The sequence below is a fragment of the Tumidithrix helvetica PCC 7403 genome, assembly GCF_965232925.1.
Taxonomy (GTDB): domain Bacteria; phylum Cyanobacteriota; class Cyanobacteriia; order Pseudanabaenales; family Pseudanabaenaceae; genus Tumidithrix; species Tumidithrix helvetica.
The window spans coordinates 1-17,754 of record NZ_CBDDRA010000007.1 but is presented as its reverse complement, the minus strand read 5'-3'; the positions used below and the strand labels follow the sequence as shown (position 1 = coordinate 17,754).

General features: G+C 44.5%; 16 protein-coding genes, 1 tRNA gene and 2 pseudogenes. 9 read left to right on the top strand and 10 right to left on the bottom strand.

Annotation, left to right across the window (positions count from 1 at the left end):
• Positions 1-100 precede the first annotated feature (100 nt).
• On the bottom strand, positions 101-1,192 hold the full coding sequence (locus tag ACP2WE_RS08300) for a glycerate kinase (protein ID WP_425215086.1): 1,092 nt from the start codon (positions 1,190-1,192) through the stop codon (positions 101-103).
• Between the two features lie 62 nt (positions 1,193-1,254).
• On the opposite strand from ACP2WE_RS08300, the gene ACP2WE_RS08295 reads away from it, so the two are divergent.
• The gene (locus ACP2WE_RS08295) at positions 1,255-1,716 is read left to right on the top strand and encodes a hypothetical protein (protein ID WP_425215085.1); all 462 of its coding nucleotides are present in this window, start codon (positions 1,255-1,257) and stop codon (positions 1,714-1,716) included.
• Between the two features lie 34 nt (positions 1,717-1,750).
• Here ACP2WE_RS08295 and ACP2WE_RS08290 read toward each other — a convergent pair whose 3' ends face one another.
• Positions 1,751-2,374 carry a TetR/AcrR family transcriptional regulator gene (locus tag ACP2WE_RS08290; protein WP_425215084.1) on the bottom strand — a complete coding sequence of 208 codons (624 nt, stop codon included), beginning with the start codon at positions 2,372-2,374 and terminating at the stop codon, positions 1,751-1,753.
• Between the two features lie 318 nt (positions 2,375-2,692).
• Between ACP2WE_RS08290 and ACP2WE_RS08285 the strand changes: the two genes are divergently transcribed.
• On the top strand, positions 2,693-3,064 hold the full coding sequence (locus tag ACP2WE_RS08285; protein WP_425215083.1) for a nuclear transport factor 2 family protein: 372 nt from the start codon (positions 2,693-2,695) through the stop codon (positions 3,062-3,064).
• Here the strand turns inward: ACP2WE_RS08285 and ACP2WE_RS08280 are convergent.
• Positions 3,061-3,465 carry a Fur family transcriptional regulator gene (locus ACP2WE_RS08280; RefSeq protein WP_425215082.1) on the bottom strand — a complete coding sequence of 135 codons (405 nt, stop codon included), beginning with the start codon at positions 3,463-3,465 and terminating at the stop codon, positions 3,061-3,063. The genes ACP2WE_RS08285 and ACP2WE_RS08280 overlap by 4 nt on opposite strands.
• Positions 3,466-3,775: 310 nt before the next feature.
• Here ACP2WE_RS08280 and ACP2WE_RS08275 point away from each other — a divergent pair, with 310 nt between their 5' ends.
• Entirely contained in the window at positions 3,776-4,072 is a 297-nt protein-coding gene (locus ACP2WE_RS08275) for a transposase (protein ID WP_425215269.1), read from the top strand.
• The gene (locus ACP2WE_RS08270) at positions 4,065-4,379 is read left to right on the top strand and encodes a transposase (RefSeq protein WP_425215081.1); all 315 of its coding nucleotides are present in this window, start codon (positions 4,065-4,067) and stop codon (positions 4,377-4,379) included. The genes ACP2WE_RS08275 and ACP2WE_RS08270 overlap by 8 nt, the downstream gene beginning before the upstream one ends.
• Positions 4,380-4,408: 29 nt before the next feature.
• On the opposite strand, the gene ACP2WE_RS08265 is transcribed toward ACP2WE_RS08270, so the two are convergent.
• Both ACP2WE_RS08265 and cax read right to left on the bottom strand, forming a co-directional pair.
• Positions 4,409-5,641 carry a DUF2252 domain-containing protein gene (locus ACP2WE_RS08265; RefSeq protein WP_425215080.1) on the bottom strand — a complete coding sequence of 411 codons (1,233 nt, stop codon included), beginning with the start codon at positions 5,639-5,641 and terminating at the stop codon, positions 4,409-4,411.
• A 56-nt stretch (positions 5,642-5,697) separates the two neighbouring features.
• Complete coding sequence (gene cax, locus ACP2WE_RS08260; RefSeq protein WP_425215079.1) at positions 5,698-6,786, bottom strand: calcium/proton exchanger; 1,089 nt, start codon at positions 6,784-6,786, stop codon at positions 5,698-5,700.
• 249 nt (positions 6,787-7,035) lie between these two features.
• Here cax and trpA point away from each other — a divergent pair, with 249 nt between their 5' ends.
• From trpA to ACP2WE_RS08245, 3 genes are all read left to right on the top strand, one after another.
• Positions 7,036-7,827: a tryptophan synthase subunit alpha gene (gene trpA, locus ACP2WE_RS08255; protein WP_425215078.1), complete on the top strand. Its 792-nt coding sequence runs from the start codon at positions 7,036-7,038 to the stop codon at positions 7,825-7,827.
• 2 nt (positions 7,828-7,829) lie between these two features.
• The gene (locus tag ACP2WE_RS08250; RefSeq protein ID WP_425215077.1) at positions 7,830-9,017 is read left to right on the top strand and encodes a F420-0:Gamma-glutamyl ligase; all 1,188 of its coding nucleotides are present in this window, start codon (positions 7,830-7,832) and stop codon (positions 9,015-9,017) included.
• A 70-nt stretch (positions 9,018-9,087) separates the two neighbouring features.
• Positions 9,088-9,159: transfer RNA gene (locus tag ACP2WE_RS08245), tRNA-Met, on the top strand.
• A 44-nt stretch (positions 9,160-9,203) separates the two neighbouring features.
• On the opposite strand, the gene ACP2WE_RS08240 is transcribed toward ACP2WE_RS08245, so the two are convergent.
• The 5 genes and pseudogenes from ACP2WE_RS08240 to ACP2WE_RS08220 form a co-directional block, all read right to left on the bottom strand.
• A complete protein-coding gene (locus ACP2WE_RS08240; protein ID WP_425215076.1) occupies positions 9,204-10,277 on the bottom strand; it encodes a cupin-like domain-containing protein in 1,074 nt (357 codons plus the stop codon).
• 335 nt (positions 10,278-10,612) lie between these two features.
• Complete coding sequence (locus tag ACP2WE_RS08235) at positions 10,613-12,463, bottom strand: mechanosensitive ion channel family protein (RefSeq protein ID WP_425215075.1); 1,851 nt, start codon at positions 12,461-12,463, stop codon at positions 10,613-10,615.
• Between the two features lie 63 nt (positions 12,464-12,526).
• Positions 12,527-15,247 (bottom strand): MGH1-like glycoside hydrolase domain-containing protein, encoded by a 2,721-nt coding sequence (locus tag ACP2WE_RS08230; protein WP_425215074.1) that lies wholly within the window; start codon positions 15,245-15,247, stop codon positions 12,527-12,529.
• A gap of 163 nt (positions 15,248-15,410) precedes the next feature.
• Positions 15,411-15,974: an NADPH-dependent FMN reductase gene (locus ACP2WE_RS08225; protein WP_425215073.1), complete on the bottom strand. Its 564-nt coding sequence runs from the start codon at positions 15,972-15,974 to the stop codon at positions 15,411-15,413.
• A 180-nt stretch (positions 15,975-16,154) separates the two neighbouring features.
• A pseudogene (locus tag ACP2WE_RS08220) lies at positions 16,155-16,400 on the bottom strand (VOC family protein); the annotation flags it as partial.
• A gap of 218 nt (positions 16,401-16,618) precedes the next feature.
• Here ACP2WE_RS08220 and ACP2WE_RS08215 point away from each other — a divergent pair.
• On the top strand, positions 16,619-16,924 hold the full coding sequence (locus ACP2WE_RS08215) for a helix-turn-helix domain-containing protein (RefSeq protein ID WP_425215072.1): 306 nt from the start codon (positions 16,619-16,621) through the stop codon (positions 16,922-16,924).
• Positions 16,921-17,447, top strand: a pseudogene (locus ACP2WE_RS08210) (transposase); the annotation flags it as partial. The gene ACP2WE_RS08215 and the pseudogene ACP2WE_RS08210, both read left to right, overlap by 4 nt.
• Positions 17,448-17,754 lie beyond the last annotated feature (307 nt).

Sequence of the window (17,754 nt, the reverse complement as noted above, 5' to 3'; positions counted from 1 at the left end):
ATTTTTTCAATAATCTCCTTTATTGGATTCGCTATAACTGGATTCCTGTCTTGGGGGCAATGCTCCTTGGCGCGATCGCCTATAAAGTTTTCAGCAAATCTTAATCGGGACGATAGATTGCACAGGGAAGATGATGGGCATCGATCGCTACGACAAGATCGATCGCGAGGTTCCAAACTTTGGAACTTTGGGTTAGCGGTGTCATAAACAGGTCTGGTGGTAGCGATCGCCAAAAATATTGCACGAATTCGAGAATTTCAGCATCGCTCATGCCAGCTTTACCCTGAGAAATGCGTTTGTGTTCTGCTTCCTGTCGCCATTGCAGACTGAATTCGTAGCTCAGTGGTTTGAGCACAATTAGACTATCTAATCGCTGCCACAAGGGAATGTAATCGTAGAGTCTGGCATTGCACTCCAAGGCGAATTCTCGATCTGCTTCAGAGACTAGTGGTGGCGTATATTTGGAGAATTTGGAAATTGGCAAAGGATGCACGCCAACAAACCAACCTTCAAACCAAACCATATCCGCACCCTGATGCTGTAATGGCAAAGTGCGATCGCCTGCGCCATCATGGAGTGATTTATCAAAATGGGGAATCTCTATGCTAGTCGAGCGATCGCGCAATCGCTCCAAGGTTTCAATCCCAAGCTCAACATCATGAGTACCTGGTGGACCGCGCCAGATCAAACGCGGATCGCGTTCTCTCAATTGTTGGCGATCGGCATAGGTCTTATAGAGGTCATCCAAAGAGATACTGACGCAACTTTTACCTAACAGCCTCAAGATTCTCTCTAGAATGTCTCCGAGTGTCGTTTTGCCTGTGCCCTGCCCCCCTAAAACTCCTTGGATAAACGGACGATCTAATTGCTGTTGGCGATCGGCGAGACGTATGGCTAAGGGGAGCCACAGATGCCATAAAGTTTCTAAAAAAGTAGAATCTTGCTTAAAGTCAGGCAAATCTTGACGTAGTAAATCGCATACAGGCTGGGCTAGGCGCGATCGCTGCTCTACCTCATGTTCGACATTATGCTGGGTAATATCAAAGGCTCTGGCTCTAGCATCGTCCCGCAAAATATCAGCTTCTAATTGCTTTTGCTGCTGACTTGTCAGATCGTCACCCATAGAGAGATGATGGAGAATTTCTAAGATCGTACTGGTTGGGCTTTTAGGGGAGGTATCTCCTGCGTTCATGCGGTTTATGCAAAACTTGGCTATATGTTTAAATTGTAGAGGATAGAAGCGATCGTGATGTAATGAGTGATTGGATTCAAGTCAAGGGAATTATAAAAAAAGGACATGGTGTGGCTTCAGGGAAGTCAGGCGATCCGCGATTCCCAAAAGGAACGATCGCTATGCAGAAACCTTTGTTTGCAGAGAAGGGACTGGATATTTCTGGATACTTCCTCGGAACGATCAATGTTTCCATTTATCCTTATCTGTACGCGATCGAAAAATCCAAATATACATTTAGGGATGTCAAATGGGCTGATAGCGAACCTGCTGAGGACTTTTCCTTTTTTGACTGTCGCGTTATCCTGAATAGCGGCAAAAAGTTCGAGGGACTGATTTATTACCCCCATCCTGAGACAAAGCCTGAACATTTTCAAGCACCAGAAATCCTTGAGCTTCTGATGCCATCGATCCGAAATCTGAACTATGGAGACGAGGTGGTTTTGGAATTAGATCGGGGTCAAATTGAAATTCATGGGAATTAATTCGCATGAGACTCGAGATTGCCCTTGTAATTCTCTACTTTTCTGTCTCTATTTTTTGGAGCGTTGCTTGAACGATATAGGTAACAGCTGACTCGATACGTTGCCAACCTTCAGGAGATTGCAAATCTACGCCCAAAAAACAGTTGTTGGTTTTTGATTTGAGTAATAAAAATACCAATCCCGCCCCCAACACAGCACTAATTGCTGGTAAATCGACTTCTTCGGCGATCGCTTCTTGGCTTTGCAGAATATCTAAAAGCGATTTCCCCAGATCTTCTCTTACTTTGTGTAATTCATCGGTTAGTTCGTTTTGCTCCAATAGCTCCCAACGCATAATTTCTTGGGTTACGGGTCGCTTTTGCAAACCATGCAAAAATCGCAGCAGCATACTGGTCATTTTGTTGGCAAAAGGAATTTTTTCGTCAGCCAGCATTTCGCGATCGACGACTTCATCTAATGTCAACCAAAAGTCGCTGCTGCACCCATAGGCTCCCAACAATGAGGCAAGATTCTCAAAGTAACGGTAGATCAGTACTTTATCGACCCCAGCTTCTTTGGCGATCGCATTGACTCCCACCTTTTGAAACCCCGATCTTGCGAGTACAGAACCAACGGCAGCAAGGATTCTAGCTTTTGTCTCCTCTTTATTGCGAATCATGTGTTACAAATTGTTAAGTTGCTGGGCTTTGCATCTTGTCACCCATGAGTGACTATTGTATTGTTTAATATGTCACTACCTAGTGACTCTTGCGAAAAGTTGCGAAAGGTTTTGGCAATTGTAACAAAGTTACATTAAAAACTCAGTTTGGTTTCCATACAGTATCAGGGATTTGTCGATCGCAAGCAAGACAATGTCATGATTCCTCTCAAATGGAAGATGTAAATTTTTCGCAATCAATCGTAAGTTAAATTAATTCAATCTGTTTGTATTTAAACTTTCTTAAGCAAACGCGGAATAGGGGAAAGGTAGAAAATTATGACGACTGTTCTCGATCAATATTTCCAGTTAACCGATCGCGCTAACTTTGATGAAGCGGCTTTTGATGAACTCGTCGATCTATTTGCCGAGCAAGCCGAAGTCCAGCCTGCGGGTGGCTCTAAAGTTAAGGGGAAGCAAGCGATTACACAGCTTTATCGCATGTTTTTTCAGATGTACTCAGCCATGCAGCATGTCTGGACAACCCAATTGACGGACAATGGCGTCCAAGCTGCTTGGGCGATTGCGGGGCGACGACAAGATGGTGAGATGTTCGCGATGCAAGGGATTCACGTAGTTGAGCTGGATGCCCATGGCAAGATTCAAGCTTTAGAAGTGCGCGTTAATGATTCTGAGTCTGATTCTCACTAGCTGACTTTGGGCGCTAGCAGTTCAGTTTGGCACTGACTACAAAGACCAAAAAACTCTAGGGTGTGATAAAAAACCTTGAAGTCATAGGTCTGATTTAACTCCGCCCCCAAGTTATGCAGGGGACAACTGTGGATCGGTTCGGATTTTCCGCAATTCAAACAATTGAGGTGATGCTTATCTGTGGGCATGACACTGTAAACCGTTTCGCCAGTTGAAAGCGTTAGCGCCCTCACTAAGCCTTGCAATTTGAGCGTATCGAGCGAACGATAGACTGTGGCTAAACCCACACTGCGATCGCTATTCCGCAGCTCAGAATAGATGCTTTGGGCTGAAACTGCCTTGCTAAGCTGTTGCAACAAATTTAAGACCCGTTCTTGACTGCGTGTGAGTTTTACCTTCATGACCTACCCTTATCCCTATATCTCTATCATCCATTATCTAAGATTTATAGAGTATAGGACTTACGCATTGACAGAAAAGCAGAAATATGATGATTGTAAGCTAACCCTTTATCGGATGGCATCGGTGTGAGAAAACAGTCGAAACCCTCAACTGCTAAGTGTAATTGCAACCTTTACACTCTATTTTTACTAAACGATGCTACCTTAGCAGAAATCGCCACACAATTAGCAGAACATACGGGAGTATTAGTCAGTGTGCCCACAATGAGTCGAGCAATTAACAAAATGGGGTTCAGTCGAAAAAAAAACTCTGCACGCAGATAAACGAGATACAGAAGCCGTAAGACAATTACGTCTGGAATATCACCTCCTGTTCTGGGCGATCGAAACCGATAACCTGATCTTTATCGACGAAGCAGGGGTAAATCAGAGCATGACACGTACCCATGCACGTTCAGAGAAAGGGCAACGGGCTCATGGCAGCAAGCCCTATCGCCGAGGTGAAAATTTGACGATGATTGCAGCACTCGCAATGTCTGGCATCATTGCCACAATGACTTTTTTCGGTAGCAACGATATCTTGACTTTACTTGTTCTATGTGACTGAGGTATTGGTACCGCAATTGTGGGCAGGTGCAGTGGTGATTATGGATAATCTAAACCTCCATGTTACCGATGCGGTACGTGAAGCAATTGAGGAGGCGGGAGCCACCTTAATCTTCCTGCCAACTTATTCACCTGAGTTATCGCCAATTGAATTGTTTTGGTCTAAGGTCAAGGCTATCCTGCGTTCTATAGCTCCTAGGACTAAAGATGAACTTCATGCTGCGATTACTGAGGCATTTAATGCTGCTTCTCGTTCTGATATCTCTGGTTGGTTTGCGGAGTGCGATGCCCGTACTGTTCTCATTTGAAAACCGCTATGCAATTTACACAATCTAATTTACAGCCTCTTTAAATCTTCCAAAAGTCGATCGCAGCCTTTTTTAAATTCCTGCCAGTCCGCTTGAACTTGATGGCTATATTCCCTAGCATAGGTGAGTAACGTATCTCTCCACTTGTCAATTCCAGCAAAATCAATTAGTTGGTCGGCGATCGCTGAGTATTGTCTGCCACCGCTGCGAAGTTGCGCCCATGCCACAGTCTGTCCCAGAGACTCCATCAATTCCCCTACTTCCTTGAGTTTGTCATCCCATTTCTCTAACTTGAGGCGATCTGTAGGACTTTGCGTAGATTGAAGTTCTCGTAAAATATAGGATTTCCCATCGATCGCTACGGCATCAAGAAATGCGATCGGAACTGCTTGCATTCTTGTTTGCACGCCAAACACTCTCTCAGCCTCTGTTCCCCATATTGGCTGTTCCCAAACCGCATAGGGCTGTAGAGCAGAACTAACCGATGCTTTTAAATCTAAAAGATAATTGAGATCGGGAGAGCCATTACCTTCGACAAGGAGAATATACCGCTCGATGCCTAGGCTACCCGTGCCAGCAATGCGCTGTGCCGCATCCAGTAAATTAAAAAATTGAGGGTTGGCTTGCTTACGGGCAAACGCTTCCATCCATTTCTCCAGTTTTTTTTGTTGTGCTGCTGAAATGGGAAGCGATCGCTTTGGATCGTTTTTGATTTTTCGTTGCCCTTTAATCACCTCTGTACGCCTTTCGAGTAAATCGATGCGCTTCTCTTGATTTTTGCGTTCCAAAAGACTTGCGACCATTCCCTCGGCAGTATCTTTCCCGACCCAGTAGGCTTTTCCTGTAGCTAAGGCTTTGGTATAAGCCGCTAAAAACTGCTGACACAACAATTCAGCATCTTGCTCGCGAATATTTACGGATGAAGCTGCCACAAAAATACTGGTAAGAAAGCGAGAAACTTCCCAAGTACAGGGTGCTAAAATTGCTTCGTCAAAGTCATTAATATCAAAGTAAAGATTGCGGCGATCGCTTTTATAGCTACCAAAATTTTCGATATGGAGATCGCCGCAGATCCAAACCAGAGGGGCTTTTTTAAACCAAGACTTTACAGGGAGATCTTGGTAAAACAGATGACAAGTCCCGCGCAAAAATACAAAAGCATCAGAGCGCATGGCTTCATATTTTTGTGCCAATAAGGTGCAATCGCGATTTTGGCTGAGATTAAATGACTGAATGCGATCGCAGATATTACGTTTTGCCATATTTAAAACCCCTATTCTATTTCATCTGTGGGGAATCTTCTTAAAGCTAGATGCCTTTAAACAGGATGGAAATAGAACGCGAAGCCCAAAATCGCGTAGGTAGCCAGTAAGAGTGTACCTTCAAGCCAGTTAGAACGACCATCGGAACTGATGGAATTGGCAATCAAAATTGCCACCACTACGGCTACCAATTCAAAGGGATTGAAATTTAAATCCATGGGTTGCCCGAGAAACCAACCTGCAATTACCAGTACGGGTGCAACAAATAACGCGATCTGCAAGCTGGAACCCACGGCAACTGATACCGATAGTTCCATTTTGTTTTTCATTGCCACGGTTACGGCTGTTGTATGTTCGGCGGCATTGCCAATAATCGGCAGCAAAATTACCCCCGTAAACAGTTGGGATAGACCCAGTTGAGAAGTCGCTTCTTCCAGCGTTCCAACCAAAAGTTCTGACTCGATCGCCACAAAAATCGTTACGCCCAACAATACCCCCACCCATAACCACAGGTTGATTTCGTGGGGCGGATCGTTGGGATGCTCGGCGGCATCGGATTCAAACTCTGATACACCAACATCATAAAGATAGGCATGGGTTTTCATGGAAAACAGGAGCGTCAAGCCATAGACCAACATCAGCACAATTGCCACTGCGATCGACAGTCCTTGGAGCGTACCTTGACTGATCCCCACTGAAGTATAGTTAACCGCTGTCGGCAGCAAAATCGCAATTACCGCTAGATTCATGGCAGAGGCATTTACCCTTGCCAAGGTGGGCTGAAATTCCTGCTCCTTGTAACGCAATCCTCCCAGCAGCATCGCCAGACCCATCACTAGCAATAGATTTCCAATAATCGAGCCAGTAATACTGGCTTTGACTACACCCACCAGACCTGCATTCAAAGCTACCAGCGCAATAATCAGTTCCGTCGCATTTCCAAAGGTGGCATTGAGTAAACCACCCCAAGATGGGCCTAGTACCACCGCAATTTCTTCGGTTGCCGTACTCAACCATGAGGCAAGAGGCAAAATCGCTAGCGCAGCAGTAACAAATACGATTAAAGGACTCAAATTTAGAAAATGGGCGGCGATCGAAATGGGTACGAACACGAGCAGTCCAATCGAAATAATTTTTTTGACCATACCTGTAGGGCAGCTTGAGACGATAAGTTGAGGGTTTGTTCTGTCAAAGTATATTGGCAAAATCCAATTTCGGCTAACAGGCATAGGGTTTTGCTATTTATGCAGCATTTCCCCAAAATCCTTGCCCTGGGAGGATTTCCCATCCCGATCGATCGTAAATACCCTTGAAATTGGTATGGATTGCTAAAAGTATGTCAAGAATTGGTATTACTATGGGTTGGACTAAATTTTTTGGGGATAAGTATCAGCATGGTGTCGGTTTCTGCTCGATTAGAGGAATTGCGAGCTAAGGGGCAAGCAGCCTTGATCCCCTTTATTACTGCGGGCGATCCAGATCTTGAAACAACGATCGCTGCCCTACGATTACTCGATCGCAACGGAGCCGATCTGATTGAGTTGGGCATCCCCTACTCCGATCCCTTGGCGGATGGGCCTGTGATTCAAGCTGCCGCAACGAGGGCATTGCAAACGGGGACAACCTTGGCAAAGGTCTTAGAGGTGGTGCGCACCGTTAGCCCTGAACTGCGATCGCCGATTATTTTATTTTCTTACTACAACCCCATCCTCAATTTGGGGGTCGAGCAGTTTTTGCAACAAATCTATGATGCGGGCGCAAGAGGCTTGGTCGTGCCAGATTTGCCCCTCGAAGAATCCCATGTCTTGCTCGAACCTGCTGCCGCAGTTGGGATTGAAGTAATTCTACTAGTAGCACCCACAAGTCCACCCGAACGCCTCGCCGCGATCGCGGCAAAGTCTCAAGGCTTTATTTATGTGGTTAGCTCCACAGGCGTGACGGGTGTGCGCGCAAAGGTTGCCTTAAATGTAAAATCTATGATCGAAAATCTGCGCAGAGTCACCGACAAACCGATTGGTGTTGGTTTTGGTATTTCTCAAGCCGAACATGCGCGGCTGGTGGTTGATTGGGGGGCAGATGCTGCGATCGTCGGTAGTGCCATGGTAAAACGGTTAGCAGAACCTCATGGTTTAGCTGAGATCGCCGATTTATGTAGTAGTCTAAAGCGGGCAATTCTGAGGGACTAGACATGAATATTCTGGTCGGTTTAGCAATAGGTAGTGCGGTAGCGATCGCACTGATCTTACTTTTATGGTTACTATTTGAACTCCAATTTGCCAGTCGTCAGGGCAACTTATTAGAGCTAGACTCAGGTACTTGGGAATTTACAGCCTACGAACCCAACTTTTATCAGCTCCAACTCACATTCACCGCAACGAACTACACAGATCGCCTCGATGTATTTTTGACTGAGGTCAGACCAGAGGTTACCTTACTGTCTAGCGGCAGCCTCGATCGCGTTATTCAGACAGTCAAGCTTAGAGCCGACCATGAGAATGTACCCAGTCGCACTGATAACTATTGGGAAGCTTACATTGTCAAACCAGGCGAACAGACAAAGCTAGAAATTCAGCTTGACCTTCAAGGCGAAGAGCTAGAATCGCTCAAGACAGCCTGGTTGCGCATTCACTATGTTGCCTACGGACCTGAAGGGCGCACCCAGAAACTCAGGCATTGCATTGTACCCCTGCAATTTCCCGATACGCAACAACGAGAAAGATGGCGACCCACTAAGGATGCTGACGTATTGCCGATTCGCACCCATATTTTGTCTGTCCTCGACACCCCTGTTGAAGCGATCCAGCGCTATGTCACCGACCATGCCCAAGCAGGCGATATCGTCACGATCGCCGAAACCCCCGTGGCTATTATGCAGGGACGTTGGCGACATCCCAGCGATGTCAAACCTGGCTGGCTGGCAAAACGCTTGTGTTATTACTTTCAGTCCACCTCGAGTTTGGCAACCGCTTGCGGTTTGCAAGTTCTGGTTGACGAGTCTGGGGCATGGCGCGTCGCGATCGCATTCATTTTGGGTGCATTTGCCAAGGCAATTTTTCGCTTTCCCGGATTGTTTTACATTTTGGCAGGAGAGCAGGCGCGTTTGATCGATGATGTCACGGGTACGCTACCCCCCTACGATCAATTTATCGTGCTAGGTCCAGACCGTCCCCAATCTGTGGTTGACCAAATTAAGGCAGAAACTGGTTTAGAAGCAGCGATCGTCGATGTTAACGATCTCAAACGAGTTAAAGTGTTAGCAGCAACTGGAGGCGTCTCCGAGAAGTTACTCAACCAAGCCCTCTTGCTCAATCCTGCTGGCAATGCTTCCGAGCAAACGCCAATCGTATTAATTCGACCAAATGTTATCGGACTATAGAGCGATCGCCTATAATATTTAGACAAAATCTTAAGTTACGCAATTCCTTATTTTAGGATGCGTACCACTGCCTGGGTTGGCTGATTGGTAAAGCAAACGACTCATAATCGTTGATATGTCAGTTCAATTCTGACACCCAGGATTCAGAAGACACAATAGAGAGTAGCTTGGTTGTTGCCTATGCATCTATCGCCTAATATCAGGAAAATTCCATTGGTATTGATTGGGAAATATAAAATTGGTAAACGAAAGTGAAATGCTGATGTCCAGCGATCGCACGTAATGCCACCAAGCAACGGGTATAAAAATCACTTCCCCTGGTTCTACTACCACATCGATAGTTTTTACCTGTTTGAACAATGGATGGCGATCGTAATCAGGGTTGTCTAAATTGACTTCGCTAAAAACGCCCCTGTAGTTATAGATTAAATGGTTGTAATAGGGGGGGATCATCTTCCAGTGCTTGCGGCCGTAAACCTGTGCCATAAATATATTTGCAGTATCTTGATGCAATGGTGTAATCGTGCCAGCAGGACCAAGCCAAAAGAAAAAATTGCCTTCTGTATTATGAGGATCTAGATATTCAGGGAAGAATTCGATCTGGTCAACGAGACTTTTCATGCCTTCGCGTTCGATATTGCGATTATTGGCAACCATGTAAAAATCATTCGTAGGATCGCTGTTAACAATCAAGTCAACATAGTCGCGCATGAGAAATTTTGTGCGGTGTAGATCGACGTTAATTTCATGGATTGGATCTGAATTTCTGCCAGTCTGTACTTCAATTTCAACCTCGCCATAATTAGCCTTTAAATATTCAGGGCTCCATAGAGATAAAGCTGGCCAATTTTCCATCATCCCAGTCAAAATCACTGGGGTGCTAGTGGCATAATAATTTTCTAAAAACTCCTGTTGCGTCAGCTTTTCTCTGCGTTCTATTTGTTGTTGTTTTGGTGATAGCTCTGCCAGTTTAATACTGATATTGGCATGAGATTCAAGTTTTTTGAGAGCATCGGTAAAGTTTCTACCTGCTTGAAAATAGGGATGAGATCTAACAATTTGTAACTCTCTACGTGCCGCATTCGCATCAATGCCATGCTGAACTAGCGTTTGAACGAGCGAATCATCATCTGCACCTAATAGTTTATTCTCAGCAATCCATCGTTTCCAGTCATCGGTGAGAGGTTTAGAGGTAACGACAAAAGGATTATATTTGAGGGGACTAAATTCTTGAGGACTCAATTGATTGAAATAAGTCATCGTCTTTCACTCGGTTCTGTTGTAAAAAAATTGAGTAGCAATAAACCTCCTCAGAGGAAGTCATGTCACCACTTAAAGAGAAGCGCTTGAGTTGCATTGAGAGAACGTAGAAGAGAAAAAATCCCAGATTCTAAATCTTTAGAAAAAAATCAAAAAGACAAATTCATTCTTCCTTAAATTCCTATCTTCCACAAGGTGGTTACCGAATGGATAGTATGGTGGCTCAAAGTAAAGCATTGCGATTAATTCTGGGTTTGAGACATTTATAAAGAAATGAAATGTTGTGTAGGTAAAGAAATGTGTTCCTATTGCAAAAAATACTCCCAATGTTGATTTTACATTTTCGCAATGGGGCGTTTTGAAAGCTCATCCCTTGGCTCCTCTGATACTTCAGAGTGGTTCATATTAATAACCGTCGATACATGAGTTGCTAATTTAATTCCTGCAAGATCGAAGGCTAGCTTCATGCGTTTCCGATACTCGCGGATCACCTTACGATAAACTCCTGGCTTAGTTTCAAAGCGCACGCCAATCTTAAATCCACCTGCATCAATATCCTCTATGCCCCTGACTTCTGCCTCAATGATTTGAGCGCCCCAAAACTCATCCGCTTTGAGTTGATCGATCGCTTGTTGGATTACAAAAGTGGCATCATCGATGTCCGTATTGTAATCAATGTAAATTAATAATTTAGTTCTAGCCCAATCTTTAGAGAGATTTTGGACAACTCTGATATCGCTATTGGGTGTGATAATTATCGTTCCTTGGCGATTGCGAAGGGAGGTGATTCGTAAATTCATCTTTTCGACTCTGCCAAAATTTTCATTGAGAAGTACGAAATCACCGATCGCGTACTGATCCTCAATTAAAATCAATGCGCCGCAAATCAGATCTTTGATCAGTGTTTGTGCGCCGAGAGAGATCGCAAAGCCCAAAATCCCCGCTCCAGCCAACACAGGAGTCAGCGGAATCCCAAAGCTATACAACACGTAAAAAAGCGCTAAGCCCACCAAAACAATGGCAACTCCCACTTTGAGAATGGGAGAAAAACTACTAATTCTTAGAACCCAGCGTTGAGTTGCTTCGGGCGTAAGCGATTCTCTAGTTGCCCACTTTGCTAACAAGCGATCGATCGAGACATCACTATATTTAATCGCCAGATTTGTACCTAGAAAAACTCCAAGCAGGATTGGTTGTTGGATCGCAAACACCTGCAACCAGCGCGTATAAGGAAAGAGTCCGACAATCCAAGCAATCCCAATCAACCACACCAATACATGTCCTAATTGGAGCAAATGTCTATAGAGGTCGTAACGATTGAGGATTCTCTCAAAATCCATTTGCTGTGACATCATCACATTAGCAAAAGTGGAGGAATCGCAATCTTCGTCTTCTGCATCAACTAAATTTTTTGCAGACATGAGTTTTTGTGTTTCCTCTTCTTGTCTGGCTTTCAGCGATCGCCACCGTAGCATCAATCGTTTTTGAAAGAAACGCAAAACCAAACTAATCAAAATCGCTGCAAAAAGAATTCCTGCGGAGACTAACCCCTGATACCAGAGATAGTCTGCCTGACGTTGAATTTGGGCGCGAATTAAAGCTTTATAGATAATGTAAGCCACATAACCCGATGCTTCCTGAAGCGTATACCCACTAATTCGCGCGTCCATTTCGGTATAGACCAGCAGGCTAAAATTATCGTATTCCCTCCCGTCAGACAAGAGAATGTCAGCATATTTGTTCTCTATTTTGGTTGAAACCTTCAGCCTATCGGCATCAAAACCGCGATTGATTGTTTTATACAGCGATTTTTCGATCGCCTGTGCCCTCGTCTCAATGGGTGTCATACTTCCCTGTGACATGCCCTGCCCGCTTGAGGCTTCCGCTGACACCAAAAATAGGATATGACCATCCAGTTTAACTGGGGCATAAACCATATTGTTGTTATGGTTTGCAGGAAGAAAAGGATTGATGTCACTGCTTAGTGAAGGTGTTGTTTCCGCCCACAATGGGTTCACAATTAGCAAAAAAGCAAGGCAACAAGTAAGGATAGAGGCAACCAAGCTCTTTGTTCTAAGCTTATTTGTGAAATTCTTAAATCCGATCATCATGTATTTACCTAAATTCGCGATCGCACAAATTAGAGCATAGTGGGTAGACCTGCCATGAATCAACAAGTTCCACATTTAACTATTCGTATTCGAGAGTTTCGCGATCCGAGCGAAGTCGAAACCCTCGAACGTCTTTAACTACTTTGGCATAGATGCCTCTAACAAATTATCAGCTAGAGCAAGATTTGGCGTCGATCTACCATACTCGCTAGACTGTTGAATCAACTTTGCAACTAGACCCGTCCATCCCGTCTGATGACTCGCACCGATGCCAGCACCATTATCACCATGAAAATACTCATAGAACAAAACTAAATCTTTCCAGTTAGGATCGGTTTGAAATTGAGCCTGTCCGCCATAAACTGGACGGTTTCCCGTAGGATTTTTTAAGAAAATATCGATCAGTCGACGTGAGAGTTCTACAGATACTTCCCAAAGCGTGAGCATTTTCCCCGAGCCAGTGGGATACTCGACTTTAAAGTCATCGCCAAAGTAATGATGGAATTTTTGCAGGGATTCGATAATTAGGAAATTAACGGGCATCCATACGGGACCGCGCCAGTTAGAATTGCCACCAAACAGACCACTCGTAGACTCGGCAGGTTCGTAATCAACGCGATATTGATTGCCATTGGTTTCCCAAATATAGGGGTGAGAACTGTGGAACTTAGAAATCGCCCGAATGCCATAGTCTCCTAAAAATTCGCTTTCATCCAGCATTTTCTTGAGGATACGCTCTAATTTTTGGCGATCGCAGATTGCCAATAACCGTCTGGCTTTCATTCCCTCTGCTTCTATACAGGCGACATTATGGGCGAGATCGGGACGGTGCTGGATAAACCACTCAACTCTGCGTTTAAAATCTGGTAGTTGATTTAGCAAATCTGGCTCTAAGGTCTGAATCGCAAACAGGGGAATCAGTCCCACCATCGATCGCACCTTGAGCTTTAGCTGCTCGCCATTGGGTAGATGCAATACGTCATAAAAGAAGCCATCGGCTTCGTCCCATAGTTCTGTATGGTTGTCGCCGACTTTATTCATGGCATCGGCAATATAGAGGAAGTGCTCGAAAAACTTGGTGGCAATATCCTCATAGACCGAATTCTCTTTGGCTAACTCCAAAGCGATCGCCAATAGATTCAGACAATACATGCCCATCCAGCTCGTACCATCTGCCTGCTCGATGTAGCCCCCCGTAGGCAATTCGGCACTGCGATCGAACACGCCGATATTATCCAATCCCAAAAAGCCACCTTCAAACACATTTTTGCCTTCTCTATCCTTGCGATTGACCCACCAAGTAAAGTTCAGCAAGAGCTTTTGAAATACCCTTTCTAAGAATTGGCGATCGCTACGTCCGTAGAGTTTTTGCTCTATTTTATAAACGCGCCAAGTTGCCCATGCATGGACGGGTGGGTTGACATCGCCAAACGCCCACTCGTAGGCTGGAATCTGACCGTTGGGGTGCATGTACCATTCTCTCGTAATCAAATCCAGTTGGCTCTTAGCAAAATCGGGATCGAGCATCGCTAAAGGAATGGCATGAAAGGCTAGATCCCAAGCGGCAAACCAAGGATATTCCCAAGTGTCGGGCATGGAAAGAATATCTTCGGTTTCCAAATGGAACCACTGCGAATTCCTGCCCTGTTGGCGATCGCGTGGAGGCTTTGGCAAAGCAGGATCGCCATCTAACCAATCTTTGATGGAATAATTGTAATATTGTTTGCTCCACAACATGCCTGCAAAAGCTTGTCGCTGCACGTTGCGCATATCTTCGCTCATCTCAAAGGGAGAAATGCGCTGATAGAATTCATCGGCTTCATGGAGGCGTTTCGAGAAGATTTCTTCGACACTGGCTTGAGGAAAACTGCCACCTTGCGTAAATTGATTGGGAGGAATTTCGCTCAATTGTAGCGTTACTACCTTGGTCTCACCCGCAGCAATCGTCAGTAAATAGTGGGCTGCGGCTTTCGTACCCTTTTGTTCTGGATTTACCGCCTCGGTTTTCCCATTGACAATGCGATCGTTGATACCATCCTTGACATAGGGAGAAGCATTTTCTATGCCAAAAATACGTTGATAGTTAGTCTCGTTTTCAGTAAATAGTAACTCTTGGCTATTTGGGCAATACAACCACATTTTTCCCAAATCGGGACTATCCGCAGCAATGACATTCAGAGAATTATTAACTTGTAATGCTAATAGCTGGGGCTTAGGTGTATCGTCTTTCCAAGACCAGGTATTGCGGAACCAGAGAGAAGGTAAAAGATGTAGCGTTTTTGGCTCTGCCGCATGATTGGTAATGCTTATTTTAATCGCAATATCTTGAGGAGCGTTTTTCGCATATTCCACTTGCACGTCAAAGTAGCGATTCTCTTCAAATACGCCTGTTTCGAGTAACTCAAATTCTGGTTCTCTCCGACCTCGGCGTTTGTTCTCATTCACAAGCTCGGCGTAGGGAAAGGTAGCTTGCGGATATTTATACAGATACTTCATATAGGAATGCGTCGGCGTATTATCTAGATAAAAGTAATACTCCTTCACATCCTCGCCATGATTGCCTTCGCTACCTGTCAAGCCAAATAAGCGCTCTTTAAGAATCGGATCTTCGCCGTTCCACAACGCGATCGCAAAACAAAGCAACTGGCGATCGTCTGAAATTCCAGCAATGCCATCTTCGCCCCAGCGGTAGGCACGCGATCGCGACTGGTCGTGCGAAAAATAATCCCACGCCGTACCATTGGCGCTGTAATCTTCTCGCACGGTTCCCCATTGACGCTCGCTCAGAAAGGAACCCCATTTTTTCCAAGGTGTTCCTTTTCTCGTTTCTGCTAATCTAATTTCTTCTGCGGTTGTCACGATCGTACTCCTATGAATGGCTAATTTGCTACGTTTAAAGATTTAGATCCCCCTGAATCCCTTTAATAAGAGGGGAGTAGAATCAGATTCGATCCCGTAGGGGCAATTCATGAATTGTTCCTACGATTCTAAATAGGCTGTTTTTATGGAGCGAAAAACTTTATTATTCCAGCGCTACATTCTCACGCCCGTAGCGCAGTACCTTTGACATCCAGATCAATTCTTTTAAAAACTTATCCATGCGGCGAATATAGGCTTCTTCTAGCAGGTTTCCACTCTCATCAAAGATATTTTGCACACTAGAGAAATTTCCGTCCCAAAAGATCGTCACTAAACCCAACTCGCGCATCACAGGCAAGAGATTTTGAATTACCCTCGTCCCGCCAAACGGCCCTGCCGAAACTCCGCAGATTCCCACGGCTTTATGGATATATTCCTTTAAATTTGTATCGAGGACATGCTTGAGCAAACCTGGGTAGCCGTGATTGTATTCAGGCACGACGATAATCAGCCCATCAGCACGGTCGATTGTCTCAGAGAACCCTTTATCCTTAATATTCTCACCCTCATCGAGCGTGGAAAGTGGAATATTGCGAATATCGATCAGCTCAGTCTCAACGCCTTGTTGTTTGGCAACTTCTTGCATGACAAACTGAGCAACATGTTCGCTCTTACGCCCTTGGCGGACGGTTCCTAAAATTACGGGGATAAATAGCGATCGCTCCATAGATTTCTTCCTAAGATTCTTTCCTAACATAGAGTGCTACTGATTGCATTATGCGCTCTTTCTCTAAAGCTAAGCTGAAGCGAAACTGAGAATAACTTCATATAGCGCTCCTATTTGATGCATGAGGAATTCTTTCCTTTACATAGAGCGTAGGGGCAATTCATGAATTGCCCCTACTTAAGGGAAAGGTTTGCCATCGCTTGGCGCGAGGTATTCCAGAAATTCTACGCCCAAGCCTGTAGTCGCTCTCAATCCACTAATATGGAGTTTTGCCCCAAATACGTTATTGAGGTGCTCTTGCTCCGTCCCAAAGTTTTCACTCGTACCTGCAAGGCGCATTCCCAAAAGATCGCGATAAAATTTTAGACTTGTCTCTGTATTGCCGACTGCAATAGCCGTATGGTCGATGCCCAAAAAGATGCGATCGCCCCTAATCTCAATCACAAAGCGATCGCCTAAAATATCCACACTTCCACCACATAAGCGATCGCCCCCAGCATAATCAACAACATCAAAACAGCGATCGCCCCTAATCTCAATCACAAAGCGATCGCCTAAAATATCCATACTTTCACGAACAAGCGATCGCAAATATGCCAAATAAGGTATATTAGGCATAACACAACAAATCAAAAAACAAACAAATGACACAGAATCAAGTTCCTGAAGTTATTCAAGGTGGAGCGAATGTATTTGAGGATTTGGGTTTCGCACCTGAAGAAGCTCTTAATCTCAAAATTCGGGCTGACTTGATGTTGAATATTAAGCGGTTTATTCAGTCTCAAGGATGGACTCAAAAGCAAGCTGCTTTGTTTTTTGGTGAAACTCAACCTCGGATTAGCGATTTAATCAATGGTGATATTGAGAGGTTTAGTATTGATAAATTGGTGATGATGTTGGTGCGTGCGGGTATGGATGTGAGGTTTGAAGTAAATGTGAAAGCGGCTTGATAATTTCATTTGTCCATGTTTGCTTTGTCAGATTGTCGATATTGCAACATTTGCTGATAACGCTTTTGTCCAATTTCTATGTAAACCGCTTTTTGTTACGGGAGAATTACACACCCAAAGACTTATTTGACGAAGTCAAAGGGGAAAAAATTTTTGAAGGAGGGACAGCCAGTATCGATGATAGCGTAGTGGATAAACCCTATCGTGACCTGAGTAAAACAGAGTTATTGGGTTACTTTTGGTCTGGCAAACACAAACGAACGGTGAAGGGACTGAAAACGAAGCCCGATATTACATCCTGCACCTGCAAGATTTAGAGGCACTCAAGCAACTCAGTCGGCATGAATTCAAATAAGTCCACGATCAACACTGGCAAATTGAATGTTTTCACAGAGTCATCAAGCAAGTCTGTAATATTGAGCGGTTCCAAGTCAGAGATACACAAGCGATTCGCAACCATTTCTTCTGTTCGCTCAGAGCTTTTGCCAAGTTGCAAACGATGCGAACAAAGGGATTAATCGACAACCTATATCAAGTATAGCGGTGTTCAAATGAGAAGAGTATAGTTGAAAGCCTGCTATAGAAAGCTTTGACCCTATATCTCTTGCTTGTTCCGAAGTGAAAAACGCTATATCGAGGCAATTATTTATCCCAGTCATTCGTCAGTTCATCTTAGAAAATCTCTCAGTACCTGTCTCAGGTTAACTACCTGGACTTTGGACTAGAAAAAGAAAAAAAGGCAGCAGGTGCTTGGCACAAACTGCCAAAAGAGCAATGATCAATTAACCAAAATTGACATTGACAATAATGATTTTCCAGAAACTCCAAGA